This window comes from Marinomonas rhizomae (assembly GCF_024397855.1).
Classification (GTDB): Bacteria; Pseudomonadota; Gammaproteobacteria; order Pseudomonadales; family Marinomonadaceae; genus Marinomonas; species Marinomonas rhizomae_A.
Genome location: NZ_CP073343.1, coordinates 2625209 through 2651819, shown reverse-complemented (window position 1 = coordinate 2651819; position 26611 = coordinate 2625209). Strand labels below are relative to the sequence as shown.

Here is a 26611-nt window from a genome sequence, read left to right as displayed (position 1 = left end):
CATTCATTAAAAATTGGGATACAGTGTTTTTAGCTGACTGGCCTGAGATGGTTTGGCTTGTCCGCTAGTGTATTCTTCCAGTGAGTCTGCCAAAGGTTGTCCTTGCCACTCGTGTGCTGGATTATTTGAATACAGCATGATTTCTGCTTCCATTAATAGTTGAGTAACCTGAACAGACGTTAAGCGCTTTATGTCGTCGACACTGCGAATTTCATTATCGCCCCAGCGATGTCTTGCCCATTCCAATAGGTTTGGCCTTAAGGATTGGAGATCATTTTGCTGGCAACATTCAATTAAAGCTTTAAAGGCGCTTTGCTCGTCAGAAGTGCTAAGCGGGGCAAACTCCTGCAGCGTTGGTACTTGATAGCTGCTGTCTGGCTGCGCTTTTCTACGCTTGAACCAAATGACTGTCCAGATACTTAGCATGGCAACGGCTAATAACAGCAGACCAGCAATAAGGTAGTGGCGAAGAGAGAAACCACTTTCTGTTTGTTGTACTTCTAGATTTCCCCCATTTTCTTGTGAACTTGCCTGAGTCGGTGGCGTTGCTTTTTCGGCTGGCTTTTTAGCCAAGGAGATAGGCGCTACGGAGCGAGTTTGTGCTGGCAGAGGATCACTGATTGTAGGTTTGTTCGCAGAAGCGTTTGTCTTGCCTGATGTATTTGGTAGTGGGGCAATTTCAATGCTTTTGGTCGAGGCGCTGGCTGTACTTATCGTTCGATTCTCTGTATCCCAATAAGTGATGGTGATATCGGGTAAGGTGAGAGTGCCTTGCTCTGTTGGGACGACTTCAACGGAGATGCTTTGGCTGCCGATTACTCCGTTGGCGGTTTTTTGATTATCGAACTTAGGAGGCTTCGGATAAAGTTTATAATCACGCGTACTGTTAAAGTCCAGCGTTGGTATTTGCTCAGGCAATGCGCCTTCGGCTTTGATATCAATCGTCCAAATAAGTGTGTCACCGACTCTTGGTGCGTCGTTTGTTTGACTCAGAGTAGTGGAAACCGTGACTTTTTTACTTGGTAGCCAAGCATCCCCTGTGTAACTGGCTGGAATTGGCGTTACTTGCAGGTTAAGCGGTTCACTTTGTACCTTGATCATTCTTCGGCCTGTCGACGTATTGATCATGGCCTGAATAGTTTGTGGTGGAATAGTCAGTTGACCACTACGTTGTGGAAACGCCAAATATTCTCGGGTAATAACTTGATACTGAGTGCCATTAACCGTTTGATAATTCATTTGGTCATCAACCAATCTTTCAATCACAAGATCAGGGTGTGAAGGGACGGATCGATTAGCATTCTGCAGAGCAACTGACGTGTAAAGTTTGACGCTCAGTATGACTTCTTGTTGAAGGTAAGGTTCTATTTCAGAGACTTCTGTTTTTAGCATGACAGGCGGGTTGCCATTGCTGTCCAAGAGTTGCGGAGAGCTTTTGATCGTCAGTCTAATCGGCTGAGATTCGTGATCGCCTATCTTTATCGGTGGAATTTCAACGGTTCCGACGGATTTTGGCATTAAGGTAACAACCCAAAAATTTAACGCTGTACTGGTGCCTAGGTTGAAACTGAATTGGCTATTTTGGCTTTTTCCCAAGATATCGAAGTCGCGTTCTAAAGGGGATAGGTCAGGCCCATTTCCCGTGTCTGAAAAGTCGGCTCGTAAAGTGAGCTGGACGACTTCGTTTTCAGTAGCGACATTTTTATTAAGAGAGGCGGTGACGCTGGCTGCATGAAGAGAGCTTGATAATGTAATAAAAAGCAGAGTCGTCATTAGAGAGAAAAACAAGCGACTGGGCTTGTTTTGCGATATTAATGAAAGGAAGTAGTGCTTTATTACCATGGGTTTTGCCCATCCTTTTGCGAAAATCGATTTTCATTGCGTTTTTCTTGATGTAAATACCAGAGCTTACGTTGCAGCAATAACCCAGGATCATCTTGGATCTGTCTTAGCCACTGGTTTAACGCTTGTGTTTTTTCTTTATCTAGCTGTTCTTTTTCAGGTTGCTTCTGTTCTTGTTTGTCTGAGTTTTCATTCTGCTTATTATCCTCAGGTGTTTTGTTTTTGTCTTGTTTTTCGTTCTTTTTATTGTCTTTTTTGGAGTCAGAGGGATCTTTTGAATCGTTTTTATCATCGGAATCCGATTGATTGGGCTGTTTGTCTTTGTTCTGCTCTTGGTCTTGCTGCTTGGACTTATCCTGTTGTTTTTTCTGCTGGTCTTTCTTTTGCTGTTCCTGTTGCTGCTTTTTTAAGTAATCGAGGTTGTCTTTTGCTGCTTTTAACGATGGGTCCTGTTCTAGGGCTTTTTCATAAGCTTGCATGGCTTTTTCCGTGTCGCCAGATAATGCTAGCGCATTGCCCAAATTATAATTTTCAGCCGAATTTCTGTTGAGGTTTTCTAGTTGCTGAATCGTTTCTGGATAATTTTCTAACGCGTAGGACGAGGCGGCTTTCCATTCAGGTTGTTTAAAGTATTGATCTGCGGCTTGCCAATTGCCTTGATCGACTGCTTGTTGGCCTTTTTGATCTGGCGTCATTATCCAATCGAGAGGTGAAGCCTGTAACTTTTCTGATGGCAAATAAAAGACGCTAACAAGCAGCATGAAAAGCATGCCTTTGCGAAACTGAAATGCCAGCCATAGCAAGAAAGGCAAAGCAAACCAATGGCCTTGCTCTATCCAATGGATGCTTTTGTTCTGTGCTTTTTTAGTTTGCTTATCATCCAGGGCCGTATTGGTAATTGTCGCAAGTTCTTGAGCACTTAAACGCCCTTGGTGAAACGTGCCACCAAGGGACGAAGTGAGTGCTTTTAATTCTTTAATAGGTGTTGTTGGTGTGACATTTTTGCCATTTTTTCTCAGGATTTGACCGTCTGGAAGTTTAATCAATGAAGCATTGGTTGTACCAACAGCCACTAAATCCAGCTGAATGTTTTTGCCTTTTAATAACGCTGGAATGGCGGTTTTATCTTGTTCGCTAAGGTCATCGGTTAACACGATAAGGTGAACGGGTGAGGAGTCATCTTTATTTAGAGATAGGGCGGTTTCAATGCCACTGGCCAAATTACTGCCATACACCGGCATGATGATAGGATCTAATGCGAGTAGAAAATGGGTGATGGTTTCTCGGTCTTGGCTAAAGGGGCTGATGATAAAACCTTCGCCCGCAAAAGCGACTAAGGCAATATCGCCTTCTTTACTGTGCGTCAATATATCGCGAATAGTTTGTTTTAATTGGGTTTGGCGATTGGGTTTAATGTCTGTGGCGTACATAGACAATGATTGATCGACAACCAAGACGGTTTTTTGGGTGTTTTCAAACATGGTGGTTGGTGCTTTCGTCCAACTGATTCCTGCTAATCCTATCCAGCACAGTGATATCACGGTTAAACCAAGCCATTTATTAACATTGCTCGATTTATTCTGATAGACCAGGTGCTGCATCAAATGCTGATCGACCACTTTGTTGAGTGTGCTTTTGTTTGAGCTTTTGGCGGTAATCAAAAAAGCCAGCAGCATGGTGACAGGCAGCAAAAGAAGCCAGTAAGGACGTTCAAAGTGAATCAAGTCAAAAAGTATCATGCTTGACCTCCTTTGCGTGAGGCTTTGTTCGGCAGAAAACGTTTGTTCAAAGTCAATTGCTTAGTGGCGAGCAGTGCCAACCCTAGAAAAATAACTGAACCGAGACCTAACCAATGGAATAAGCTGGTTAATGGCCGCTGCCAAATGTCTTCAGCTGGCGTCGGCTCTAACGCATCAAGCGTTTGATAAATGGCTTGTAGATCTTCTGTGCTTTTGGCTCGGAAGTATTCGCCACCGGTTTGTGCAGCAATGTTTTTTAAAAGTGTTTCATCTAGATCGCTAGAGGGATTGATTGCTTTAGGCCCAAAGAAACTTTGTACAATCATGCTGTCAGCGCCAATTCCTATGGTGTGGATTTTTACATTTTGTGAGGCAGCAAACGCTGCGGCCTGCTGAGGTTGAACTCGGCCTGCAGTGTTTGCACCATCCGTCATTAAAATGAGCACTTTTTTATCGGAAGGTTTGTCTTCGAGTCTTTTTATTCCCAGCCCTATGGCGTCGCCAATAGCGGTTTGTTCGCCAGCAAAACCAATTTGAGTTTCTTGCACCAACTGATTAATGGTCTTGGTGTCAAAGCTTAACGGTGCTTGCAAGTAGGCTTTTGAACCAAAAACGATAATGCCAATACGATCACCGCGGCGCTCTTGAATAAAGTCAGACAAAACAGATTTGGCGGCTTCTAGTCGATTCGCCGGTTGGTCATTAAGTGCCATATCGCTGACTTGCATGCTGCCAGATAAGTCCAAAGCAATTAGCAAATCTCGGCCTGATGGCGTGACTTTAGTCGGCTCGCCTAACCAAACAGGTTGAGTCATCGCGAAGATCAGTAATACCCATGAAGCCAAAAGAAAGCCGTAACGCAATGTCGGACGTTTAGGTATCGCCTTACTGTCTTGGTGGTCAACAAGTTGTTCAGTATTGCCCCACCAAATGCCATCGCCTTTGGGTTTAGCTTTTGGCAGAAAATACATAATGAAGGGCACAGGTAAAAGCAGAAGGAACCAAGGCCAAGATAATTCAAGCATGGTGTTTCCTTATCCAGTAACTGGTATTTTTTATCATCGCGCTGCGTTGTTCTGTGGTTAGCTCAATCTGGTTTCTGTAAGGGCCATCAATAAAATCGTTGCCAAGAGAGGTGAATTTTCGTTTTACAGGCATTTGATTGTCTAAGGTTTCAAACAAGGTTTTGCTAGGTAAAGCGGCAGTTTCTGTTTTGCCCTCACTAATCAGGCAGCGACGGACCATCTCGTGGCAAAGTAAAATGCAGTCTTTATCGGCCAGATCCTTCGATGAATTGGTGATGTTTGATAAAGCTTCTCGGCGATAAGCACGCTTTTTATAGCGTCGATACCATAAGATAAGCAAAGCTATTATGAATAGAACAACAGCCGCAACAATAAGCCAAGTCCACCATACTGGCGGCCACATAGGAACAGATTCTGGCAGCATGTAAGCTTTGTGGGGTAAGTTTATCGCTTGTTGTGAAGCTTGTGCTTGTAGAGGAGCTTGAGCAGCAGGCATCAGTGTAATGCTCCTTGAGAAAGTAAGTAGCGAGCGATTTTTTCTGGTGACTCGGTAATATCAAAGATTTGATGGCGAATACCAAAGGAAGCCAGTTTTTTGCGCATTAGTGTGTTTTGGGTGAAGAAATCGTCTTTCGCTTGTTGCATGCTGTTTTTGCCAATGGTTATGGGCTTAATACCGTTATTGTTGGCCATCTGACTGTCGACTATTTGATAATGGCCAGCAGGCAAGTTAAACGTATTGCTATCAATGATCTGTATCCAATGGACAGAGTTGTGCTCTGCCAGCTTCATCAGCGCGCTTTCTTCGTCATCATTCCAGCTTTGTTTGTCTGTCAGGATGATCACGTCTTTATTGTGGGATTTATTGGTGAGTAAAGTGTTTGACCAAATGCTGGTGGTTTTATGGCTATTGGCTCGATTTTCTATCTTAGACGCGTCTTTTAAATAGTTTAGTAGCGCCGGCAATGTGTTCGTTTTGTTGCTGGCGTGGTCTTGGTTGCCGTAAGTGACTCGATAAGACAAGGTGTCGCCTTGTTGTTTGGAGCGCCATGCAATAATCCCCGCGAGTTGAAGAAAGCGCGTAGCAATAAAGGTATGACGAGTTCCAAAGTAAGCGCTGCTAGACAGATCCAGCAACAAGAGGCGTTGATGGTCATTTTCTTGCGCATAAAGTCGAGTATGAGCTTGACCTGTTCGTGCCGTCACTCGCCAATCGATGTGGCGCAAATCGTCGCTGGCCTGATAAGCCCGAAGTTCGAGCATTTCCATGCCATGGCCTTTTTGACGTGAACGGCGCTCTCCAGCATTGGTCGCAAAACGAATGGCTTTTGGTGCGCGACCTAAATGCTTAGCATAACTCGCCAGTAGGGCGAAATGGCCGTCATCTAGCTCAGGAGATTCAGGTGATAATAATGGGCTCATCGTACTACTGCCTTATATTACGATTTTAGAATTACAGCGCTGGAACGTGACTAATTAATCGCTTCAAGAGATCGTCTACAGATAATCCAGCCGCTTGAGCTTCAAACGTAGTGATGATGCGATGACGCAACACAGGTAAGGCAATCTGACGAACATCATCAGGCGTCACAAAATCTCTGCCATTTAATAAAGCATTAGCACGAGCACAACGGTCAAGGGCCAAGGTGCCGCGAGGGCTGGCGCCAAATTCAATAAGATTGGTTCCTTTACCTGCTTCGCCCAAATAATGCTCGGGTTGGCGGGTTGCCATCACGAGCTGTACTATGTATTGCTCGACACTTTCAGACATATATAAAGACAGCGCTTTATGTTGAAGTTCAAGAATGTCATGGGGTTTGCAAACTGGTTGAGGCTTGCTTGATGAGGTTTTGTGTAGGTCTTGCTGACGTACTAATCTGAGGACATCCAACTCGCTAGCGGCACTTGGGTAACCGAGATTTATTTTCATCATAAATCGATCAAGCTGGGCTTCAGGTAAAGGATAAGTGCCTTCTTGTTCGATTGGGTTTTGCGTGGCAATAACAAAGAACAGCTCAGACAAAGGGTAGCTGTGATTACCCACGGTAACTTGTCTCTCACCCATAGCTTCGAGTAATGCAGATTGTACCTTTGCTGGCGCACGGTTGATTTCGTCGGCAAGCACGATGTCGTTCATGATCGGGCCGGGGATAAAACTAAATTTGGCCGTTTCTTGCTGATAAATATCGGAGCCGGTGACATCGCCAGGCAATAAATCGGGTGTAAATTGAATACGTTGGAAGCGGCTATCGATAGCGCTAGCCAGCGCTTTTGCTGCCGTGGTTTTTGCGATGCCCGGTGGCCCTTCTAAAAGCACATGGCCATTAGCGATTAAAGCGACAAGTAATTCGTGAGTTAAATCTGGTTGGCCAACAACGGCATGGTTTAGGTGATCTTTTAATTGCTCAATTACAGTTACCATCGAACCTAGGTTCCTTATACTTTTGTCAATAAAAGTGTCAACACAAAATGAAAGCCTTGCAAAACGAATGTGCTCGCCAATACTTTGTTAAAAACAGACTCAAAGTGCTCATTTATAAGCTATAAACAACGCTTTTTCGTCTGTTTTTGTCTCGCCTTGGCTTCGCTCGTGACTTCGTGCAAAGGTCTCCATATAATAGCCTTCATCTTATCGGATTCAAATCTTTACGCACAGGGTGATCTCTGTAAGGGTAACGTAAGTACAGGACGAAAAAATGGCAAAAATTGTATTAAATGTGGCGTTGCCCGCATTTAAATATGAGGCTATGTATGCAGGGTCGGCTAAAAACCTAGTCGCGAGCAGTTTAGATGGACGTAAAGTCCAATTGCCTTTGTCGGCATTTCAGCGTTTTGTGACACATCAAGGCATTTACGGTTTTTTTGAAGTAGAATTTGATGACATGAATAAGCTGATTGCCGTCACTAAAGTTAGTTAGTCTAAAATTAGATAGGCTAAAAGTTAGATAGCACGAACTAGAAGACCAAATAAATTAGACCGCACAGATCAGAATAAGGTATTTATCTGATTTTAACCGCCTAGGAGCCCTAACAATGTACCAACTTGCTCGCTCGTTACTTTTTAAATTGGACCCTGAAGTGTCCCATGAATTGTCATTGGACCTTCTTGCAGCAAGCAGCCGATTGGGATTGAACAAATTTCTGGGTGGGTTGCCGTCAACTAAACCGGTTGATGTGATGGGATTGCGTTTCCCTAATGCGGTTGGTTTAGCGGCGGGTCTAGATAAAAACGCCGATGCGTTTGAAGCCTTGGGCGCGCTAGGGTTTGGTTTTGTCGAAGTAGGAACCGTTACACCGAAAGGGCAAGCGGGTAACCCCAAACCACGTTTATTCCGTTTGCCTGAACATGAAGCCATTATTAACCGTATGGGCTTTAATAACAAAGGTGTGGAACATTTGGTTTCGCGCATTAAATCTCACCGCTATCCCGGTGTGTTAGGTGTTAATATTGGTAAAAACCTAACCACATCAGTAGAAGACGCGGCAGCGGATTATTTAGCGTGCTTGGAATCTGTTATTCCATTCGCCGATTACATTACAGCAAACATCAGTTCGCCAAATACACCAGGTCTTCGTAGCCTGCAATTTGGTGAAAGCTTAGCGCAATTGATTGCGCCATTGTCTGCAGCGCGTGACCGTTACGAAGCGGAACACGGTAAGCGTGTTCCATTGGCGGTGAAAATTGCGCCAGATATGACCGATGATGAAATTAAAATGGTTGCGGATACACTGGTTGAGCAGGGCGTTGATGGTATCATTGCCACCAACACTACCTTGTCTCGCGAAGCGGTTTTAGGACATCAATTTGAAAAAGAAGCGGGCGGCTTAAGTGGTGCGCCAGTTCGCGACGCATCGACACATGTTGTTAGAGTGTTGGCTGAACACTTGAAAGATACCTTGCCAATTATTGGTGTGGGCGGTATTTCAAGTGGCGCTGATGCAGTAGAAAAACTGCAAGCGGGTGCGCGTTTAGTACAAATTTATTCGGGCTTTATTTATCAAGGTCCAGAGTTGGTTAAGGAAGCCATAGCAAGCACAGATGCTTATTACCGAGAGCGTGATCTCGGCATCTAAAGATCGAATTGACAACAAGGTGCAGCGTATTTTGTGCCTTGTTTAAAAAAGAGGGCGGGACACAATCCCGCCCTCTTTATGCGTTTCGAAACATTCATTGAAATTTAAAAAAGTATTTTATAAATGAGCACGATATTACAGACAACTGATTCAGCAAGTCAGGTTTACGCATTAGAAATAACCTGTCCTCTTGGATTGGAAAATGTCTTGGAAAAAGAGTTGCATGGCGAAGGCCTGACGCAAACTCGATTGGGTGAAGCGCAGGTTAAGCTGACCACAGACCTAGAAGGCATGTACAAAGCCTGTCTTTGGTCACGCGTTGCCACTCGTGTTATGTTGCCGATTGCCAATTTCAAAATGGAATCGGCCGACGACTTATACGATGGTGTGAAAGCGATTCAATGGTCCGACCACTTGAAGTCGACCAACACCATGGCGATTGATTGCCACGGTACCAATCACCATATTCGCAATACACAGTTTGGTGCGGTTCGTGCCAAAGACGCGATTGCTGATTACTTTATTGCCTTGTCTGGCGAACGTCCTAACGTTGAAAAAGAACAGCCAGAAGTCCGCATTGCTTTGCGTATAAAACGTGACGTTGTGACAGTCAGCATCGATTTATCCGGCGAAAGTATGCATCGCCGTGGCTACCGTCAACATGGCGGCATGGCACCACTTAAAGAAAACTTAGCAGCAGGTCTTTTGCTGCGCGCAGGCTGGGGAACCGATTGCGGTTTAACGCAATTGATCGATCCTATGTGTGGCTCTGGTACGTTTCTTGTTGAAGCCGCTTTGATGTCTTTGGATATTGCACCTGGTTTACGTCGCCAATATTGGGGCTTCAAAGGCTGGAAACAGCACGATCACCGTATGTGGCAACAGCTAATGGACTTCGCCAAGAATCGTAAAAAAGACCCAGCAACTTTGGGCATTCGTTTCCAAGGTACGGATCGAGAGCAAAAAGCCATTGCCGCTGCGCGAGAAAATATCAAACGTGCAGGTTTAACCGATGTGATTGATGTCTCCATGACCTCGTTCCAAGAACATGAGTTTGACATCACGCCAGACGTACCGGGCTTAGTGATCACCAACCCACCTTATGGTGAGCGTATTGGTGATGAAATGGCCTTGATCGCATTATATCGTCAACTAGGTGAATGGGTCGTTACACATGTGCGCGGTTGGCAGTTTATGATGCTGACCAGCAACGATCACCTAGCTCGTCAAATTCCTGTACGACCAGAAAAAAGTACCCGTGTTATCAACGGTGGCATTGAATGTCGCGCTTACCGTTTTCCTTTGCTGGCTGGCAGCATCAAAGAAGACGTCGTTGCACAATCGGTGATGACTCCAGGCGCACAAATGTTTGCTAATCGCCTGCAAAAGAACGCTAAGAAACTGAGAAAATGGGTCGAGAAGAACAAGATCCAATGTTACCGCGTTTACGATGCCGACATGCCTGAATATGCGGTTGCTATCGATGTTTATGGTGATTGGGCACATGTGCAAGAATACCAAGCGCCTAAGAGTGTTGACCCAGAAAAAGCCAAGCAGCGTTTGTTTGAAGTGATGTCTGCTATTCCAACGGCGTTGAATATTTCAGAAGCCAATGTGATCTTGAAAAAACGCCAAAGACAGACTGGCAAAGAACAATACGAGAAAATAGATCAGACGAAACACGAAATGATCGTAGAAGAATACGGCTGTGACTTCATTGTTAATCTAAAAGATTACTTGGACACTGGTTTGTTCCTTGATCACCGTCCAGTGCGTAAATTGATTCAAGATAAAGCCAATGGTGTACGTTTCTTAAACTTGTTCTGTTACACCGCAACCGCGTCGATTCATGCTGGGCAAGGTGGCGCGCGCAGTTCATTGAGTGTTGATATGTCGAACACCTACACTGAATGGGCGCGTCGTAATATCGAGCTAAATGAATTTTCAGATCGTCACCACCAGGTAGAACGTGCAGATTGCATCGAATGGCTAAAACAAAGCCACGATAAATTCGATTTGATCTTCATGGACCCACCAACGTTTTCGAACTCGAAAAAAATGGCGGACGTGTTAGATATTCAACGGGATCATGGTGAGCTTGTGCGTTTAGCAATGGCGAGATTGGCGAGAGGTGGCGAACTTATCTTCTCTAATAACTATCGTCGTTTTGTATTGGACGAATCGTTAGAGCAAGAATACAACGTGAAAAACATCACTCGCGAAACGCTAGACCCAGATTTTGATCGTAATGACAAAATCCACCAGTGCTACATCATTAAGAATAAGTAAGCATAATCACGTGGGTATAGTATAATTCGCTGACGTTTTATTAAGGCTAAGCAGCTTGTTTAGCCTTTTTGACTTTTAAGAGTTTTTTAAGGTTTATAAGTTTTACTATGAGAAAGAAAACATTTCGACTTGTGATTAGTTGTCCCGACAGAGTGGGGATTGTAGCGGCCGTCAGTCAGTTTTTGAATGATCGCCAAGGCTCTATCATCGAAGCGAGTCACCACACAGATTTAGAGCAAAAATGGTTTTTCATGCGTCACGACATTGATGCAGAAAGCTTAGATATTGACGTAGAAACCTTTCGTCAAGAATTCGCGCCAATCGCAGAAGAGTACAACATGCGTTGGTATGTAAAAGACAGTGAAGATCGTCCTAAAGTTATCTTGCTGGCCACCAAAGAATCTCATTGCCTAAATGACATCATGCATCGCTGGCATACAGGCGAATTAAACTGCGAAATCGTTGGCGTGATTGCAAACCATGAAAACCTTCGTTCTATGGTTGAATGGTACAAGATTCCGTATTTCTGCATTCCTGTGCCAAAAGAAGATAAAATGCCTGCCTTCCAAGAAATTGAAGCCTGCATTGATCAGTCTGGTGCTGACACCATTGTGCTAGCGCGCTACATGCAGATCTTCCCAGAATACTTGTGCGAGAAATACCGTCACAAGGTGATCAATATCCACCACAGCTTCTTGCCGTCTTTCATCGGTGCTAAGCCTTACCACCAAGCCGCGGTTCGAGGTGTGAAATTGATTGGTGCCACATGCCACTACGTCACGGCCGACCTAGACGCAGGCCCGATTATTGAACAAGACGTGATTCGTGTTCGGCACAGCCACGCGGCAGAAGACATGGTTCGCCTTGGTAAAGACATCGAAAAACTCGTATTGTCACGGGGACTTCGTTACCACTTGGAAGATCGCGTTCTTGTACATGGTAATAAAACCGTTGTGTTTGCTGAATAAAGTAATCACTGCAAGGTTTGCGAAAAGGGAAGGCTTGATGCCTTCCCTTTTTTTTGGCTTTTTGCGAACGTTGAGCAGTGACTAAGCTGGTGGAAAGGAGAAAGGTTTCTTTTTTTATCTTTTTGTAATGTTAGAGGTAGAAAATTACCCTTCTTGAAAAAAGTGTCTATAGTCTATAGTTAAGATGAACGATAAATGATCAATTGATTTACATTTAAGAGACGGCAGGCAATGTGAGGTGAACAATGAAACTCAAGTTAACGCCAACTCAAAACTTATGTGTTGGGTATCTAGAATCTGGTTTTAAATTGATTCAATTGGGCGAACAATTTTATTTTATCAAAGGCGAACGACGTCAAAAGGTATTGCCAAAAACCTTAGACGCACTCGTTAACCGCGGCGCACTGGCTCACACCGAGCAGGGCGACTACATGCTAAGCGACGAATTTGTCGAACATCGTAAACGAATGCTTGAAACGAACGACCCAGAACAGACTCGTCATTAACCATAGATCTACGACTACCTTGGCCCCATTTTTTCTTCTCAGGATAATGGGGCCTTTTTTATACGACAACCTTTCTTCTTTGGGTTCCATTCAAATGCTTTGTATTCCCGACCTTTTTTCCGCTCTGCTGAGCGTGTAACTTTTGTCCAGAGCCACAAAAGTAACCAAAAGGTCTCTTTATCGGGCTATCGCCCAAATGTCTCATTCACTTTGTTTAAGGTAGCGTTTAGCAACACGACTTTTATCGTAAGGCATAGATAGGCCTTTCTGCTCGAGAGAGACTTTCTGTTAATGACTCTGAAACTCCATAAAGTCGCGCAACTTCGTCGCGTCGAATTAACTTGTTCGGGTTAACTCAAGGTTAGTAGTGAGAGAGCCAAACCTAACACAAAACACGTCATTCCCGCGAAGGCGCACTACTGTCCGGAATAATTTCATAGTACTAATTGTCCCTGCCTTCGTCGGAGCTCTTCATGCTCCCGTCGGCGTTTTTGCTCTATTAGTCGCTCAGTTTGTGGTCTTTGAAAAAGGCCTACTCGAATTTCAACTAACCAGAGCTGTAAGTTAGTTGAAATTCTATCTCTGGACTTCCCAGACTTTACTAGACACCTAACAACCTAATAACCAGCCTTTTAGTAGTGAATTAGCCCTTAAAGAAACGATAAAAGATGAATTCCATATAAGTACTATCTCTGGAGAAGGTGGTTTTGTATGATAAAGATCAGTATTTAACGTGGGAGTCTTATCAAGGCGACGATTGCCAATGCTCAGAATCTAGAACATCGGGCTATAACTAGTGCGGTAGCGAGACTCTATGGCATGGTTAAAGGGCTTTGCGATTTATCTCAGGGCAATGATTCGTGTGCATTCAAAACATAACAAGCTCATATTGTCGGACTGGTTTCCTGTTGCGCTTCAAACCAGCCGAAAATTCGGGTTTTAGGAAGTACAATGAGTATTGGATATGGACTTTCATTAAAAGATATAGCTACAGTCATTGTTGCTCTCGTTGGCTGGCTCGTCGTTCATCGGCTCACTATTTCGCGAGACATTTTCTCTTCCAAAAGAAGTCAGGAGTCTATGCTGGAGCAAGAAAGAAGGAATTTACGAGCTAAATATTTAATAGACGTTTATAGATCTCTAGAGTTAACACCAAAACCTAATCTTGACAAAGAGGAAGGTAATAGGTTCAAGCAAGCTGTGATAGATATACAGTTTCTAGGAAAAAATCAGGTTGAGCTTTTAAAAGAGTATGTCACCGTAAAAGTGTCAACTGGAGATACTGGGAAGTCCAAGTGTGTTTTTTTATTTACATAACTAACTGACTAATATAGCTTGGATTCATATAGTAAGTGCACAACTTGAATAGGTAGAAAGGAAGCAATAAAATGAAAAATTTCAAAACAATTCTAGGTTTTAGTTTAGTTTTTCTTACATTTAATATTTATGCTACATCCTCGGTGGATAAAAATACCAACAAAGGTAATACGGTAAGTAAATCTTGTATTGTTACTGAAAGTGAAACGGATAAAAAAGAAGCTGATCTTTTTGTTCGGATGGATTCATTTAGATCTTATGATGGAGGCTTTAATGAAAAAATGAATCAGGTTTCTGCTAAGGATAAAATGCTTTATGCATTTACATCAGTAGGAATTATTGCTGTAGAGCTTCAAACTGCTTTTACTCCTATGTTATTAGGGTTTTGCAATAAAGAGATTGCAATTGACAATAAGTGTAATTATGAAACGTGGGGCTCTGATGGTAGCCAAATTATCATTGAAACTAAATGGAAAAACGCAACGCAATACACTATGACGCAATCAGTAAGAGCTGCAGAAGGAACCGCTAAAAGAAAAAAAATGACCATTTCTACTGAATTACCAAATTATTGGAATGGTACCATGACCCTTTATGGCGATGATGGCTCGAGATCTGAAACCTCTTGGTCTAGAAGTGCTGATGGCACTGAACATTATCACTCGGAAAGTGTTGGGTCTACAGAGAATTCTAGCGCAACATTTACTGAATACCCTAGTTGTTCCGCAGATATGATATACATCAAAAATGATGTGAAAATAACAGCTAATTGGTCGTTGACTGGTAAAAAAACAACTGGAAAATTTACTTATTGTAATGAAAAAGGTTGTCATGCGGGGGAGTGGTAAATGCTTTCGATTTAGTATTCGCCCCTAAGTAATGGCGAATGCAATTTTACGAAATGTAATAAAGTTAAATACATTCTATTATAAGGTTTTAGACAAGCTGTTAAACATGAGGGCAAGCAGTTAGTCGTAGCTCGTGCTTGCTGATTTTAGCTAATAATTTGTAGTCTCTTAACGAAGCGTCAGCCTACGAATATAGTTTTAAAAGTCAGTCTTCACGATGTGTTCTCTTTTAAGTGGAGTAGCGCTAAGGTTGGTGTGTTTCATGTCACATTACGCCTCGTTCCTCGTCTCATTTGACCTAAGTGATCTGTTGGGCGAATGTTTGTTTGGCCATACTCAATCATTGAGATTTAGAGGGAATAATGAGCAGTAACATTAAACAATTATTCAAGGGCTATTTGTTACAGTTGGAGTCGATTGTTAATAAAGTCCCGCCTGAGTTGTTCTCTGTGTCTTTAACGGATGATATGTTTTCTCTTGAGATGAACGCAAAAATTGCAGCCAATTTTGTGTTAAGGGGATATTACCCGCTGTTGGGGAAAGACGCTATTTCATTGATGTCTGATGAGCGGGGGAAAGCCGCCGTCGTTCGTCAAATCATAGAAACCAGAGAGTTATTAGAAAAGCTTCCTGAAATTCATAACCTTGATGATAGTAAAGTCATAACCGATAAGGCTGGCTTCTCAGAAATACAGCTGGGTCAGTCTGACTTTATTCATCAATACATTGTGCCTAATTACTTCTTTCATATGGGGATGGTCTACGCTATCGCTAAAAGCAAGGGTGTACCGGTGAGTAAAGGGGATTTTGATGGTCTTCATTCTTATCCTGCTAGTTTTAGTTTTGTAAGAAGTTAAGCATGGCTGGCTGAAAAGCTATTCGCCTTTGAGTACCTAAATTCATCGTGTTTTTTGACAAGGAGTGTTGAATGCGTATGTTTAAAATTGAGACATTTTCTCACGACAGTGGGGAGTTAATAGATTCAATGTCCGTTCCTACTGCGTTGGTAAAATCTATACTGACGTTACTACCTAAAAAATTCATGTCTAAGTTCGATGAAAATGGGGATCAGCTAGAGGTGTTACTTTCTGCCGTGTTAAACCCTGATTACAATGGGATTATTCTTGATTTGGTAGACGTTGCAGATAATGAGCGAGTTGTTTTTTCAGTGATCTAGTTGTGCTTATGAAGAGCTAATATCAGAACTTTGAGATATGCGGTCAGGTGAACCTCCCCGTACTCTTTCTCTGCCTCCAATTCATTTACCTCCAAAATTAAAGTTAGTCGTCCACCTAGGGCTTCAATTTCTGATAAACCCTATCTCTTGCATATAATTACAACGTAACTACAATGTAAGTGATGGATGACTTAAAATTCGAATGGAATTTCGACAAAAGTGTATCAAACATACAGAAGCACGGTGTCTCTTTTGATGAGGCAAAGACTGTGTTTACAGATGAGTATGCGCGATTAATTGGCGATCCAGATCACTCGCAAGATGAAGATCGCTTTTTGCCACTTGGTACAAGTATAGAATCTAACTTACTCGTTGTTTGTCATTGCATAAGAGAAGCGGAAAGCATTCGTATAATTTCTGCACGTAAAGCAGGCAAACAAGAGCGTAAGATATATGAGGATTATCGCTATGCGTGATCATTATGATTTTTCAAATTCAGTCAAAAATCCTTACGCAAAAAAGCTTAAGAAGCAGGTCACGATAAGGCTTGATGAAGATGGAGTGGCATAAGCCATTTTTATACATCCTAAAAAAAGAGTCTGCAGCATGTTTAAATTCAGACACTCAGACTCTAATTTATCTCTCAAACACGACATTCACTTGATGCTGGTCTAAAAAGAGGCAAAGTCTTGTTTGCCTCTGGTGACGAATATTATACGTCAGCGCCGCCTAGAACTTTGTCTAGTTGCATTTCTGTTAAAACACGGTCTTGGACAGGTTGTTTAGCGGCGTTAATTTCATCAACCCCCCAAACCAAGCCAACAGGTGTGCGTGTTGGGCGCTTACCTGCAGGCATGTCTGCTAGGGCTAAATAAGCATCTACTACCATTTGTGGATTAGGTGCTTGATCACTCTGCATAAATTTACCGAATTCTTCGAACATGGCGGCAGGGATGTTTGCCAATTCACCGTAGCTGTCCAGTATGTCTGTACGAGATGGTTGTTGTCCTGATGCGCTTAAACCTGTTGGGAATGGGCCAGGTTGTACGATGGCGACATCGATACCGAATGGTGCTACTTCGTAGCGTAAACCTTGAAGGTAGCCTTCTAAAGCATGTTTGGTCGCGGCGTAGGTAGAGAAATACGGAGCCGAAATTTGGCCAACCATGGATGAGGTGTTGATGATAAGGCCAGACTTAGCGTCACGCATCGCAGGTAAAACGGCCAGAATAGTGCGCATAGCGCCATAGTAGTTGGTTTCCATTTGCTCGCGAGCTTGGTCAATACTAAATGCTTCGGTAATACCAAGATACATTACGCCCGCATTGTTTAGCAAAACATCAATTTTTCCGGCTTTATTTAGTACGCTCGCAATGGCGTTTTTGACTGATTCGTCGTTGGTAACATCCATATCAACAACATGGACAGAGTCACTATAGGCTTCTAATTCGGCTTTAACCCCAGCGTTTTTGCCTTCTGGGCCTCGCATGGTGGCGAACACTTGATAGCCTTTATCTGCAAAATCTTTTACTGATTTTTGACCAAAGCCACTGCTGCTTCCTGTAATAACGATGCTTTTTTTTGTATTGCTCATTTTTTCTTTCCTATTCGATTTGCTAATTAAGTACCAGACGGTATAATAAGCGCAAAAGATTAGTATGTCAAATTAAAATACTAGGCGGTATTAAAATGAGTTTAGATTCAATTAAGCCTTCAAGGGGGCGACCAAAGACCCTAGATCGCGATCATGTTTTAGATGTGGCAATGAATTCTTATTGGAAAGAGAACATAGCCAATTTGTCTCTTAATGAAATTTGCAGGAGATCGGGTGTATCAAAGCCAGGCCTTTATCGTGAGTTTTCAAATGAAGATGGGTTGATGAAGGCTGTTCTTATCAGATATCAGGAACAAATTTTAAGCCCGGTGCAGCAGATGCTGAATAGTGACGTTCCATTTAGAGAGGCTCTTGATAACCTTATATCGTTTGCCGCTTCAGTTAGTTGTCATGATGAATCTCCAAATGGCTGTCTTTTTATAAAAATGCGTGAATCACGAACGCATTTGGGTGAAGCGACTCGAGCGCAGGTAGACTTTCTTGAAGAGCAGGGTCTTGTTACTTTTCAAAAATGGGTAGAGCGTTCAAAGGCTAAAGGTGAGTTTTCTGCAGAGATGTCGTCAGAATTTGCCGCTACTTATATCGATGCACAGCTAAGTAACGCTTCGTCTCAGGTGGCGCGCGGTGAAGATCCGCAGATGGTTCAGAAAATACTCGTGGCTGCTCTTTCAATATTGAAGTAGGACTATGTTAAAAACCAGAGTCTGGGTTGTTCATTTCAAACACTCCAGACTCAGGTTATCGCAATGTTAACTCTTCCGAATCACTGCACTGATTTTGGTGTTTGCGTAAATAGGTAACTCACGGCTTGGGCCAGTTGTGGGCTGGCGTGTCCGCTGCGCAGTAATGCCCAAAGTGGTTGTTTGGCTTCTGGGTGTTGGCTGAGTTCGGCGGCGATTTGTTTGAAGGCGATGTAGCCGTCTTCTCGGTGTGCCAATTTTTCCATGATGATGCGCAGTAGCTGCGAATTTTGGCCTAACCAATGGGGGCATTTTGCAGCAAGGGCGGCGATAGGGTGAAGATCATCGTTTTTACATTCGGTTAGGCTGCCAAGTAATCCAAACAACGGCAGTAATAGTGTGTCGTTTAAATCGGCTCTGGATAGGGCACGCAGGTAGCTTGCTTGCATAAGAGCATCTTGCTCGGTTTGTAGTTTCTCAATCAAAGTAGCTTGAAGTTGGCTAGATAGAACTTCATGCTCAAGAGCATGGCATAAAGGGCTAACCACGGGGTTAGCAGCTTGGTGAATGGCTTTTTGAATGAGTGTTTCGTATTTGCTTTCGTCTACTCTGGCGGCAAGTTCGGCAATGCCTTGTAGTCCAAGCGTCTGCCAGCTGTTGTCGTCTGCAGTTAGGTCTGATGATAAGTACTTTACTACGTCGTCAAAGTAGTGCGATGGGGCTTTGTGTAGGTTCTTACCTAGAATGGCGTGTAGGCTTGCCATGCGTTCTTGATCAGGTTTGAAGGCATAAGGGTTGTCTTCAAGGGCTTCTGATAAACCTGCTTCTTCGCCTTTATGGAGTATTTTATCGACGATGCTTTTGATGAAATGGTCACGTGTGCCTAGGTTTAGGCAGCCGGCTTCGTCTAGTGGTAATTTAATAAACCAAATCACACCCTGATCAATGATGTCTTCTTTTTTGGCTTTTTTACCTTGTTCGCTTCCCATGTTTAATAAGCAGGCTAACCAAGCGTGTTGGCGAAATGGAAAAGGGTAGGCTTGTTGCTTGCGGTCGAATTGAACCGCTTGTTGGGGTGTGATTTTGGTAATGTTGCGACCGAGGTCGTAGTAACTTACATCACAACCGACCATATCAAATAAGTCAGAGAGAGATTCGATTTTGTTCATGGTAAAGTTTTGGCTCTTGTTGCCGATAAAGACCTTATTATGTGTGTTTATCGGTATGCTTTAATGTTTAAATTTGCGCTATCTTACCGTTTTTCATAGGAGAAATCAGGTTGAAAAAAGCCTTTTCTGCCCATCATGTGTTGGCTGATTTATTGATGGACTTGCAAATGGCAATGCAAGATTGTGATGTTTGGGAATGTGAGGTTCCATCTAACGAGGCGCTACAAAGTTCAGAGCCTTTTTGTCTTGATACAATGAGGTTTGAGCAGTGGTTGCGCTTTGTGATGATAGAACGATTTAAGATGATGTTGGCGACGGGGAGTGATTTGCCTGTACGCTGCCATATTTCGCCCATGGCGGAAGAGGCGTTTAATGATAAGCCTCAGTCTAAAGTTCATCATATTGTCACCTGTTTAAATAGTATTGATCGGCATTTAAGTGGTGATTTGTGATTGTTAAGCCGCTTTATCATCCATTAGTCAAAGATCTTGCTTGGCTGGTGGAAGGGCATTATATCGAGCGTGATTTTGATCTTCAGCCTTATTGGGTTGTCGATATAAATGAGCGTTTGTTATTGTTGGACCGTGATCCTGAGTCTCTTGTTGCTGCGATGGCGGCTTGTAAGTCGCACTTTCTTGGTAGCTACTTTGAGACCTTATTTTCCTTTGCGATAGAGCATTTGTCGCATTTGAAAATACACTTGGAGCACTTTCAGATTGAAAGTGACGGCAAGACGTTCGGTGAAGTGGATATGCTGGTGGAGACGCCAGACGGTGAGCTTCATCAATTCGAAATTGCTATTAAGTTTTATTTAGAAAGGCCGGATCTTTATCCTCATGATTGGATTGGTCCGAACAAAAATGACAGCTTATTAAAAAAAATTACGAGAGCCCGAGAGCATCAGTTACAGATTTTACAAACAGAAGAAGGTTTGTCTGCGATTAGCGAGCTGGCGAAAGGTCGACAGCCTGTTTCTAACCTGTTGGTTTTTGGTCGGTTATATTCTGCGTTGAATAGCAAAGAAGACATTAACGCTTGGCTTAAAAACGATGAGCGTGGTGGTTGGATTCGTGTGTCCAATGTGGATTTGCTGATGCCATTTTTTGAGGGCTATTTAATCTTACAAAAGCCTCATTGGTTGTCTGTGCCTAATATTAGTGATAATTTTTCTTTCAATTCTCTGCAATCTGCCTACAATCTCGTAGGCGATTTCCTACTTGATGATCGTCCTCGACATATTTTTCTCATGTCGACTCTTTATAAAATTGATCAAACGCATAAATATGTGTTTATTGTGCCGGACTCATGGTGATAGTTTCGACAGAACTTAATTTCAAAATGTATCAACTGTATTTTATTATTAGTAGTACCAAAAACACATGACCGATTTATCTACATTGCTGCATCGTAAAATGCCATTGGCTGCTTGGATTATAGACATAGAACAATGCAGTGTGCCATGGTGTAATAAAGCGGCAGAAGCTCTATTAATGGACTCTTTGAGTGACATTAAATCTGGTCAGCGTGTGATTGGGCCTGAGTTAAAAGATCGCTTGTCTTTGTATTTAGAAGACCTCGATATCGGTGAAAGTCTGCCATTTAAATGGCCATTCGTAGCAAAAGATGCTTCAAAATATAACGTTTATGGATCGGTCATTTCTTTAGGTGGTGCGCGTAAAGGTTTGTTAGTTGAAGCACATCCCGTTTCTTCTCCCGGTGCTTTCATTGAAAGCGCTAGTTCTGGTCTTCTTTCACAATTTACGAGTTTATCTTTTGCCGTCTTTGAGCCTTCTGGCGCTTACTTAGAATCCAGTGTGCGTTTTAATGAGCAATTTGGCGAGATAGAGCATGTCAGAGATTTATTTGCTGTATCGGGTGCTGCCAATAGCTTTATTAACCGTTTAGCCAAAAAGGAGTCTTTGTCTCAAGAGATAAGGCTTTCTACAAAGAGCGGCGTTCGTTGGCACAAAATAGAAGTGTCTTATCAGTCGACGACCAATGCTGTTTATTTGTTGACTCATGATATTCAAGAAGAGAGAGACCATGAAGTCGCCTTGTATCGGCTTAATAATTACGATGGTTTAACTAACTTACCGAATCGGAACTTGCTGTATCAACAGTTAGAAAGTGCTTTGTTAAATGCTCGCAAGCGCAATCGCCAATTTGGTCTCTTGTATTTAGATTTAGATGGCTTCAAGGTTATTAATGATAACTTTGGACATCGAGTGGGTGATGAGCTTATTCAGCGAGTTGCAGAGCGTATTAAAGACAGTATTCCCTCTGGTGCTTGTTTGTACCGATTAGGTGGCGATGAATTTGTGGTGGTACTGGAAAACACGGATGCCATTGAAGAGCTGGAAAGCATTGCTAAGAGTATCATGCAAAATGCCAGTAATACTTATCCTGTGGCTAAAATGGAAATGATGATTACGGCGAGTATTGGTATCGCAAGTTATCCTCAACATGCTGATGACATTGATAATTTGCTCAAAAACGCTGATGCGGCCATGTATCGAGCCAAATCTATTGGACACAATATGTATTGTGTTTATGAAGATCATATGGCCGAGAATATCAATGCACACCTGACATTAGGTGGTGGTTTGCGAAAGGCGATAGAAGAGGAACAGTTCATTCTTCATTATCAGCCGAAGATTCAACTTCCAGAAGAAATCGTTGTAGGCGCAGAAGCTTTGATACGCTGGGTTCATCCAGAGCTTGGGATGATCAGCCCAGATCAATTTATACCTTTAGCGGAAGAAAGTGGCTTGATCCTTCCTTTGGGCGAGTGGGTGATTCGTAGAGCTTGTCGCCAGCTACAAGAATGGCGTGAGGCCGGTTTGGATCCTATTAAGTTATCGGTTAATTTATCTAGTCGACAATTTATGCAGGCCGATCTGGTAGATATGGTTCGTCGAGCGCTAGAAGAGACGGGCGTGGATCCTGAATACCTTGAGCTTGAATTAACAGAAAGCATGTTAATGGCCGATGCTCAGCAGTCTATCGAAAAACTACATGGCTTCCGTAAGCTAGGGTTAACCTTGTCTATTGATGATTTTGGTACGGGGTATTCATCGCTGGCTTACTTGAAAAAATTCCCCATTCAAACGCTAAAAATAGATCGCTCCTTTATCCAAGATTTGGGGCAGGGTTGTGACAATGATGCGATTGTAAAAGCCACGATTGCCATGGCAAATGGTTTGAATTTGAAGGTGATCGCAGAGGGGGTCGAAGAGAGATCGCAAGTTGATGCACTAAATGGCTACGATTGCCAAGAAGTACAAGGCTATTTATTCTCTAAACCTCTATCCAGTGATGATTTTCTTAGTTATTTGAAGGACCATAATCTAAAAAGCTAATGGTTAGACGTGCAAATGAGACATTGAAATAAGAAAGCTTTACGGCTTTGGTTTTTTTCATATTCCGCGAGCGGCTAATAGGTTATTCTCCTTGCTCAAGCGCCAATTAATAAACTATAGGTACACTGTGTCGACGCTCGAAAACCTTTCTTGTCCAATAGATTCTGCATTGCTCACTCGTGAAGAGCGGGTCTTAAAATGCGAACATGGACACACTTATGACCTAGCCAAAACAGGTTACGTTAATCTTCTCCCTGTGCAAAATAAACGCTCGAAAGATCCAGGTGACAGCAAAGAGATGGTTGCCGCACGGCAAGCCTTTTTGAATCAGCAGCACTATTTTCAGATTGTCAGTGCAATTTTATCTTCTTGGCCAAAAGAACAACTAAGCAAGGGTATTCGTATTCTCGATGCGGGCTGTGGCGAAGGCTATTATCTCAGTGAAATTGGCAAGGCTTTAAATGACCAAGGTATCGATGCTGAACGTACGGGTCTTGATATTTCAAAGTGGGCCATTGTTGCGGCGAGTAAGCGTGATAAAGCGGTTAGTTGGTTGGTCGGTAGCAATGCGAGTTTGCCAGCACCAGATAAGCGTTATGATGCGGTATTGTGTTTATTTGGTTTTCCAGTATTTAAAGAGTTTTCTCGCGTGCTTAGCGAAGATGGCTTAATGCTGTTGGTGGAGTCTGGCCCTAATCATCTCATCGAATTACGCAAAATACTTTATCCATCGATTCACGATTATAAGCAAACGTTTTCTGAGGGTGTGGCGGATTTTGAATTGGTTCAAGAGCAGTCAGAGAGCTTTACTTTTACCCTAGATTCGCAAGAAGAAATTCAACAATTATTAAGTATGACGCCCCATATTCATAAGGCGTCCTACGAAGGTCGAGAAGCGGTTAAGCAGCTCGATTCTATTATCCTCACTGCGGACATTAAGCTTCGCTGGTATCGAAAGAAAATTAAGGAAGTGAATCATGTCTAGCCATTTAGATGACCTTTTTAATAAGAATAGAGAGTGGGCTTCAAAGGTTACCGCTGAAGATCCTGAGTTTTTTTCTACCTTATCCAAGCAGCAACAACCCGAATACCTTTGGATTGGTTGTGCCGATAGCCGAGTTCCAGCGAATCAAATTGTCGACTTATTACCGGGTGAAGTGTTTGTTCACCGCAATATCGCTAACGTTGTGGTGCATACCGATTTAAACTGTTTGTCGGTTATCCAGTTTGCAGTTGATGTGTTGAAAGTGAAACACATTATGGTGGTTGGTCATTATGGTTGCGGTGGTATCAAAGCCGCTATGGGCACCGAAGAACACGGTATGATAGACAACTGGTTGCGTCACATTAAAGATGTGTACCGCCTCCACAGAGAAGAATTAGACGCGATAGAAGACGAGCATACTCGCTTTGATCGTATGTGCGAACTGAATGTGGTGGAGCAAGTCGCCAACGTTTGCCAGAGTAGTATCGTTCAAAATGCATGGAAAATAGGTCAAGAATTGCATGTACATGGTTGGTGCTACAGCATAGATAATGGTCATATTACCGACCTGAAAAGAACGGTTTCTAGTGCAGAAGAATCGCTTCAGCAAATAAATAACATGTAAGAAGTTTACCGTGTAAAGCGTCGTATACTTTCTATCAATGCAAAAAAACGAGCCATGAGCTTAATGCTGTTCACTTAAGGGTTGATTTTAATTGAATAGCCTCAGAGAATCCGATTAAGCTTTCTTAATCGGATTTTTTGTGTCTATTCAACGGTTACTTCTTAGTATCGATGAGCTCCACTCCTTCTCAGATCATTCAACCTTCACTCAGAATATTCCCATTGAGTGGATTGAGTCCGCATTAACACTTTCCTTAAGCGCAAGCATCAGGCGACGACGATTACCCGAAGACCTTCGGTCGGTTTAGCCCATACGGTAAACACTATTTTTCTGGTCACAATCTTACTGTGACCATATTTGTTGCCAAGTGACTTTAATGTACATGAAGTGTCTTTTTCTACATTCTCATGAATCGCCACTAATTAGCTAGACACCTTTTAGTTAGATAAAATGATCTAATTGAGAGGTATTTATGAGCAAAACACGTTACCCAGAACAATTCAAAATTGAAGCGGTTAAGCAAGTGACTGAAGCAGGCTTTAGTGTTGCTGAAGTCGCTAATCGCTTAGGCACCACCACTCACAGTTTATACGCTTGGATTAAACGATATGGCCCTGAGGCAGAATCGTTTGCAGAGGCTTCTGCTGAGTCGAGCGAGATCCTTCGTCTTCGGAAAGAACTCAAGCGAGTGACGGAAGAGCGCGACCTGTTAAAAAAAGCCGCGGCGTACTTCGCAAGCCACCCAGACTAAGATACGCCTTTATCAGGGACCACTGTGCCGATTTTTCAGTAAGGCGACTGTGTAATCTCTTCGATGTTCATCCCAGTGGCTATTACGTTTGGTTGAAAGAGCCAAAATCAAAACTTGCTAAGGAAAATGAACGGCTAACAGGTCTTGTTAAACAACTTTGGCTGGAATCGGGTTGTGTCTACGGTTATCGAAAGATCTATCAAGACCTGAGATCCTTGAATGAATCTTGTGGTATTAATCGAGTGCATTATCTGATGCGAAGAGCAGGCCTTAAGGCTCAGGTGGGTTACCGAAAGCCTAGAGCTCGGTCAGGAGAAACACATACAATAGCCAACAATGTGCTTGAAAGACAGTTTAATCCAGAAAGCCCGAATACAGCGTGGGTTACAGATATCACCTATATCCGAACTCACGAAGGCTGGCTATATTTATCTGTCGTGCTTGATCTCTATTCCCGTCGAATAATAGGCTGGAGCATGGGACCAAGAATGGTGAAGGAACTTGTTCTTGATGCACTGATGATGGCTGTGTGGAGAAGAAAATCAAAGCAAAGGGTAATAATCCATTCAGACCAAGGCAGTCAGTTTACGAGCTATGAGTGGCATAGATTTTTGGACGATCACAATTTACAAGCCAGCATGAGTCGACGTGGGAACTGTCATGATAATGCTGTTGCTGAAAGCTTTTTCCAGCTTTTAAAGAGAGAGCGAGTGAAGCGAAAGATTTACTCGACAAGGGGCGAAGCCAAACAAGACATTTTTAATTATATAGAAATGTTTTATAACCCTGTCAGACGCCATAGCGCTAATGATATGTTGTCACCTGTTGAGTATGAGAAACTGTTCGAAAAGATGACTGAGAAGTGTCTACTGAACTAGTGGCGATTCAGGTGGAAGAAGTCAAAAGAGACAGACCGTTTCTATAAATCTTAAGCGCCAATCAGCAGCAAAAATAGCTCCAGTTGGAGCTATTTTTGCTGCTCAAGGAAGATACTCAAGTGAAGGTTGAAGAAGGGGAACGATTACCTAGGTACGCATATGTTTAGTAATGATTGTTCTATTTTCTCTCAGTGCATTTGGAATAGTAGGCTTTTCGATCTTCTGTTATCACTTAATGGATCACTTTATTAATGATACCCCAACGATTATCTTTGATCGAGGTGGGGCTTTTGGTCTTGGTAGAGCCATTGCGGTAGGGGTATTTGGAGGGGCTGTTTTCTTTGTGGGTGTATTAGAAAGGCCTGTTACAGAAAAAATTCAAAAGATTACTTGCTTCTGGCATGGTAATTGGTATTGCGATAATGCTGTCATTACCCATTATCAGCTCGATCTCTGTTAGCGTGTATGCCTATAACAAGGATTATATTGATTGTGATGAAGCAGAGAAAAAAAATAGTTGGCCGATTTATAGAACAAATTATTACACAAAAGATCAAGCGACCTGCACTGAGCTGGTCGAGGAAGTGAAAAGAGATAGGCCGTTTCTATAAACCATAAGCGCTTATCACCATAAAAATACTCCAGTTGGGGCTAATGCTGTTCACTTAAGGGTTGATTTTAATTGAATAGCCTCAGAAGATCCGATTAAGTTTTCTTAATCGGATTTTTTGGAGCGCCAATCTTGTGCATACATTGATGGCTCG

The 26611-nt window shown here is 42.8% G+C and carries 26 protein-coding genes and 1 pseudogene; 19 read left to right on the top strand and 8 right to left on the bottom strand.

Going from position 1 to position 26611, the window contains the following annotated elements; genetic code table 11:
- Positions 1-6: 6 nt before the first annotated feature.
- From KDW99_RS12610 to KDW99_RS12585, 6 genes are read right to left on the bottom strand one after another with little or no spacing between them, the layout of a single operon-like run.
- Entirely contained in the window at positions 7-1842 is a 1836-nt protein-coding gene (locus KDW99_RS12610; RefSeq protein ID WP_255825219.1) for a BatD family protein, read from the bottom strand.
- Entirely contained in the window at positions 1836-3581 is a 1746-nt protein-coding gene (locus KDW99_RS12605; RefSeq protein ID WP_255825217.1) for a VWA domain-containing protein, read from the bottom strand. Before KDW99_RS12605 ends, KDW99_RS12610 begins: the two co-directional genes overlap by 7 nt.
- Positions 3578-4606 carry a VWA domain-containing protein gene (locus tag KDW99_RS12600; RefSeq protein WP_255825215.1) on the bottom strand — a complete coding sequence of 343 codons (1029 nt, stop codon included), beginning with the start codon at positions 4604-4606 and terminating at the stop codon, positions 3578-3580. Before KDW99_RS12600 ends, KDW99_RS12605 begins: the two co-directional genes overlap by 4 nt.
- On the bottom strand, positions 4599-5102 hold the full coding sequence (locus tag KDW99_RS12595) for a DUF4381 domain-containing protein (RefSeq protein ID WP_255825213.1): 504 nt from the start codon (positions 5100-5102) through the stop codon (positions 4599-4601). Before KDW99_RS12595 ends, KDW99_RS12600 begins: the two co-directional genes overlap by 8 nt.
- Positions 5102-6028, bottom strand: a complete 927-nt coding sequence (locus KDW99_RS12590) for a DUF58 domain-containing protein (protein ID WP_255825211.1) — start codon at positions 6026-6028, stop codon at positions 5102-5104. The genes KDW99_RS12595 and KDW99_RS12590 overlap by 1 nt, the downstream gene beginning before the upstream one ends.
- 31 nt (positions 6029-6059) lie before the next feature.
- Positions 6060-7028 carry an AAA family ATPase gene (locus KDW99_RS12585; RefSeq protein ID WP_255825209.1) on the bottom strand — a complete coding sequence of 323 codons (969 nt, stop codon included), beginning with the start codon at positions 7026-7028 and terminating at the stop codon, positions 6060-6062.
- Positions 7029-7302: 274 nt separating this feature from the next.
- Here KDW99_RS12585 and KDW99_RS12580 point away from each other — a divergent pair, with 274 nt between their 5' ends.
- The 10 genes from KDW99_RS12580 (at position 7303) to KDW99_RS12535 (ending at position 16261) form a co-directional block, all read left to right on the top strand.
- On the top strand, positions 7303-7524 hold the full coding sequence (locus KDW99_RS12580; protein WP_255825207.1) for a DUF2835 domain-containing protein: 222 nt from the start codon (positions 7303-7305) through the stop codon (positions 7522-7524).
- A gap of 115 nt (positions 7525-7639) precedes the next feature.
- Positions 7640-8680, top strand: coding sequence for a quinone-dependent dihydroorotate dehydrogenase (locus tag KDW99_RS12575; protein ID WP_255825205.1), 1041 nt, complete (start codon positions 7640-7642; stop codon positions 8678-8680).
- Positions 8681-8803: 123 nt separating this feature from the next.
- Positions 8804-10969: a bifunctional 23S rRNA (guanine(2069)-N(7))-methyltransferase RlmK/23S rRNA (guanine(2445)-N(2))-methyltransferase RlmL gene (rlmKL, locus tag KDW99_RS12570; protein ID WP_255825203.1), complete on the top strand. Its 2166-nt coding sequence runs from the start codon at positions 8804-8806 to the stop codon at positions 10967-10969.
- Between the two features lie 107 nt (positions 10970-11076).
- On the top strand, positions 11077-11937 hold the full coding sequence (gene purU / locus KDW99_RS12565; protein WP_255825201.1) for a formyltetrahydrofolate deformylase: 861 nt from the start codon (positions 11077-11079) through the stop codon (positions 11935-11937).
- 245 nt (positions 11938-12182) lie between these two features.
- Complete coding sequence (locus KDW99_RS12560; protein WP_255825199.1) at positions 12183-12443, top strand: formyltetrahydrofolate deformylase; 261 nt, start codon at positions 12183-12185, stop codon at positions 12441-12443.
- A 951-nt stretch (positions 12444-13394) separates the two neighbouring features.
- Positions 13395-13760, top strand: a complete 366-nt coding sequence (locus tag KDW99_RS12555; protein WP_255825197.1) for a hypothetical protein — start codon at positions 13395-13397, stop codon at positions 13758-13760.
- A 71-nt stretch (positions 13761-13831) separates the two neighbouring features.
- Positions 13832-14608 carry a hypothetical protein gene (locus tag KDW99_RS12550; RefSeq protein ID WP_255825195.1) on the top strand — a complete coding sequence of 259 codons (777 nt, stop codon included), beginning with the start codon at positions 13832-13834 and terminating at the stop codon, positions 14606-14608.
- A 362-nt stretch (positions 14609-14970) separates the two neighbouring features.
- Positions 14971-15465 (top strand): DUF1993 family protein, encoded by a 495-nt coding sequence (locus tag KDW99_RS12545; RefSeq protein WP_255825194.1) that lies wholly within the window; start codon positions 14971-14973, stop codon positions 15463-15465.
- A gap of 71 nt (positions 15466-15536) precedes the next feature.
- The gene (locus tag KDW99_RS12540; protein ID WP_255825192.1) at positions 15537-15785 is read left to right on the top strand and encodes a hypothetical protein; all 249 of its coding nucleotides are present in this window, start codon (positions 15537-15539) and stop codon (positions 15783-15785) included.
- Positions 15786-15967: 182 nt separating this feature from the next.
- Positions 15968-16261 (top strand): BrnT family toxin, encoded by a 294-nt coding sequence (locus KDW99_RS12535; protein WP_255825190.1) that lies wholly within the window; start codon positions 15968-15970, stop codon positions 16259-16261.
- Positions 16262-16497: 236 nt separating this feature from the next.
- Here the strand turns inward: KDW99_RS12535 and KDW99_RS12530 are convergent, their stop codons facing one another.
- Positions 16498-17379 carry an SDR family oxidoreductase gene (locus tag KDW99_RS12530; protein ID WP_255825188.1) on the bottom strand — a complete coding sequence of 294 codons (882 nt, stop codon included), beginning with the start codon at positions 17377-17379 and terminating at the stop codon, positions 16498-16500.
- 95 nt (positions 17380-17474) lie between these two features.
- Between KDW99_RS12530 and KDW99_RS12525 the strand changes: the two genes are divergently transcribed.
- A complete protein-coding gene (locus tag KDW99_RS12525) occupies positions 17475-18083 on the top strand; it encodes a TetR/AcrR family transcriptional regulator (protein WP_255825186.1) in 609 nt (202 codons plus the stop codon).
- 80 nt (positions 18084-18163) lie between these two features.
- Here KDW99_RS12525 and KDW99_RS12520 read toward each other — a convergent pair whose 3' ends face one another.
- Positions 18164-19249, bottom strand: coding sequence for a DUF3549 family protein (locus KDW99_RS12520; protein ID WP_255825183.1), 1086 nt, complete (start codon positions 19247-19249; stop codon positions 18164-18166).
- A gap of 110 nt (positions 19250-19359) precedes the next feature.
- On the opposite strand from KDW99_RS12520, the gene KDW99_RS12515 reads away from it, so the two are divergent.
- From KDW99_RS12515 to KDW99_RS12480, 8 genes and pseudogenes are all read left to right on the top strand, one after another.
- Positions 19360-19701, top strand: coding sequence for a YqcC family protein (locus KDW99_RS12515; RefSeq protein WP_255825181.1), 342 nt, complete (start codon positions 19360-19362; stop codon positions 19699-19701).
- Positions 19698-20561, top strand: coding sequence for a DUF1853 family protein (locus tag KDW99_RS12510; RefSeq protein ID WP_255825179.1), 864 nt, complete (start codon positions 19698-19700; stop codon positions 20559-20561). The genes KDW99_RS12515 and KDW99_RS12510 overlap by 4 nt, the downstream gene beginning before the upstream one ends.
- 67 nt (positions 20562-20628) lie before the next feature.
- Positions 20629-22608 carry a putative bifunctional diguanylate cyclase/phosphodiesterase gene (locus tag KDW99_RS12505; RefSeq protein WP_255825177.1) on the top strand — a complete coding sequence of 660 codons (1980 nt, stop codon included), beginning with the start codon at positions 20629-20631 and terminating at the stop codon, positions 22606-22608.
- A 127-nt stretch (positions 22609-22735) separates the two neighbouring features.
- The gene (locus KDW99_RS12500) at positions 22736-23593 is read left to right on the top strand and encodes a putative RNA methyltransferase (RefSeq protein ID WP_255825175.1); all 858 of its coding nucleotides are present in this window, start codon (positions 22736-22738) and stop codon (positions 23591-23593) included.
- Complete coding sequence (gene can / locus KDW99_RS12495; RefSeq protein WP_255825174.1) at positions 23586-24218, top strand: carbonate dehydratase; 633 nt, start codon at positions 23586-23588, stop codon at positions 24216-24218. The genes KDW99_RS12500 and can overlap by 8 nt, the downstream gene beginning before the upstream one ends.
- 145 nt (positions 24219-24363) lie before the next feature.
- Positions 24364-24510, top strand: a pseudogene (locus tag KDW99_RS12490) (IS4 family transposase); the annotation flags it as partial.
- A 180-nt stretch (positions 24511-24690) separates the two neighbouring features.
- Positions 24691-25847 (top strand): IS3 family transposase gene (locus KDW99_RS12485; RefSeq protein WP_370646783.1). Its coding sequence is split into 2 segments (ribosomal slippage): positions 24691-24936 and positions 24939-25847, totalling 1155 coding nucleotides; the frame shifts between segments, so codons are not numbered across the junction.
- Positions 25848-26016: 169 nt separating this feature from the next.
- Positions 26017-26307 carry a hypothetical protein gene (locus tag KDW99_RS12480; RefSeq protein ID WP_255825172.1) on the top strand — a complete coding sequence of 97 codons (291 nt, stop codon included), beginning with the start codon at positions 26017-26019 and terminating at the stop codon, positions 26305-26307.
- The last annotated feature ends 304 nt before the right edge of the window (positions 26308-26611 follow it).

Excerpts from the sequence above, each read along its gene's own strand:
- KDW99_RS12610 (WP_255825219.1), bottom strand. The coding sequence starts at position 1,842 with ATGGTAATAAAGCACTACTTCCTTTCATTAATATCGCAAAACAAGCCC.
- KDW99_RS12605 (WP_255825217.1), bottom strand. The coding sequence starts at position 3,581 with ATGATACTTTTTGACTTGATTCACTTTGAACGTCCTTACTGGCTTCTT.
- KDW99_RS12600 (WP_255825215.1), bottom strand. The coding sequence starts at position 4,606 with ATGCTTGAATTATCTTGGCCTTGGTTCCTTCTGCTTTTACCTGTGCCC.
- KDW99_RS12595 (WP_255825213.1), bottom strand. The coding sequence starts at position 5,102 with ATGCCTGCTGCTCAAGCTCCTCTACAAGCACAAGCTTCACAACAAGCG.
- KDW99_RS12590 (WP_255825211.1), bottom strand. The coding sequence starts at position 6,028 with ATGAGCCCATTATTATCACCTGAATCTCCTGAGCTAGATGACGGCCAT.
- KDW99_RS12585 (WP_255825209.1), bottom strand. The coding sequence starts at position 7,028 with ATGGTAACTGTAATTGAGCAATTAAAAGATCACCTAAACCATGCCGTT.
- KDW99_RS12580 (WP_255825207.1), top strand. The coding sequence starts at position 7,303 with ATGGCAAAAATTGTATTAAATGTGGCGTTGCCCGCATTTAAATATGAG.
- KDW99_RS12575 (WP_255825205.1), top strand. The coding sequence starts at position 7,640 with ATGTACCAACTTGCTCGCTCGTTACTTTTTAAATTGGACCCTGAAGTG.
- rlmKL (WP_255825203.1), top strand. The coding sequence starts at position 8,804 with ATGAGCACGATATTACAGACAACTGATTCAGCAAGTCAGGTTTACGCA.
- purU (WP_255825201.1), top strand. The coding sequence starts at position 11,077 with ATGAGAAAGAAAACATTTCGACTTGTGATTAGTTGTCCCGACAGAGTG.
- KDW99_RS12560 (WP_255825199.1), top strand. The coding sequence starts at position 12,183 with ATGAAACTCAAGTTAACGCCAACTCAAAACTTATGTGTTGGGTATCTA.
- KDW99_RS12555 (WP_255825197.1), top strand. The coding sequence starts at position 13,395 with ATGAGTATTGGATATGGACTTTCATTAAAAGATATAGCTACAGTCATT.
- KDW99_RS12550 (WP_255825195.1), top strand. The coding sequence starts at position 13,832 with ATGAAAAATTTCAAAACAATTCTAGGTTTTAGTTTAGTTTTTCTTACA.
- KDW99_RS12545 (WP_255825194.1), top strand. The coding sequence starts at position 14,971 with ATGAGCAGTAACATTAAACAATTATTCAAGGGCTATTTGTTACAGTTG.
- KDW99_RS12540 (WP_255825192.1), top strand. The coding sequence starts at position 15,537 with ATGCGTATGTTTAAAATTGAGACATTTTCTCACGACAGTGGGGAGTTA.
- KDW99_RS12535 (WP_255825190.1), top strand. The coding sequence starts at position 15,968 with ATGGATGACTTAAAATTCGAATGGAATTTCGACAAAAGTGTATCAAAC.
- KDW99_RS12530 (WP_255825188.1), bottom strand. The coding sequence starts at position 17,379 with ATGAGCAATACAAAAAAAAGCATCGTTATTACAGGAAGCAGCAGTGGC.
- KDW99_RS12525 (WP_255825186.1), top strand. The coding sequence starts at position 17,475 with ATGAGTTTAGATTCAATTAAGCCTTCAAGGGGGCGACCAAAGACCCTA.
- KDW99_RS12520 (WP_255825183.1), bottom strand. The coding sequence starts at position 19,249 with ATGAACAAAATCGAATCTCTCTCTGACTTATTTGATATGGTCGGTTGT.
- KDW99_RS12505 (WP_255825177.1), top strand. The coding sequence starts at position 20,629 with ATGACCGATTTATCTACATTGCTGCATCGTAAAATGCCATTGGCTGCT.
- can (WP_255825174.1), top strand. The coding sequence starts at position 23,586 with ATGTCTAGCCATTTAGATGACCTTTTTAATAAGAATAGAGAGTGGGCT.
- KDW99_RS12480 (WP_255825172.1), top strand. The coding sequence starts at position 26,017 with ATGATTGTTCTATTTTCTCTCAGTGCATTTGGAATAGTAGGCTTTTCG.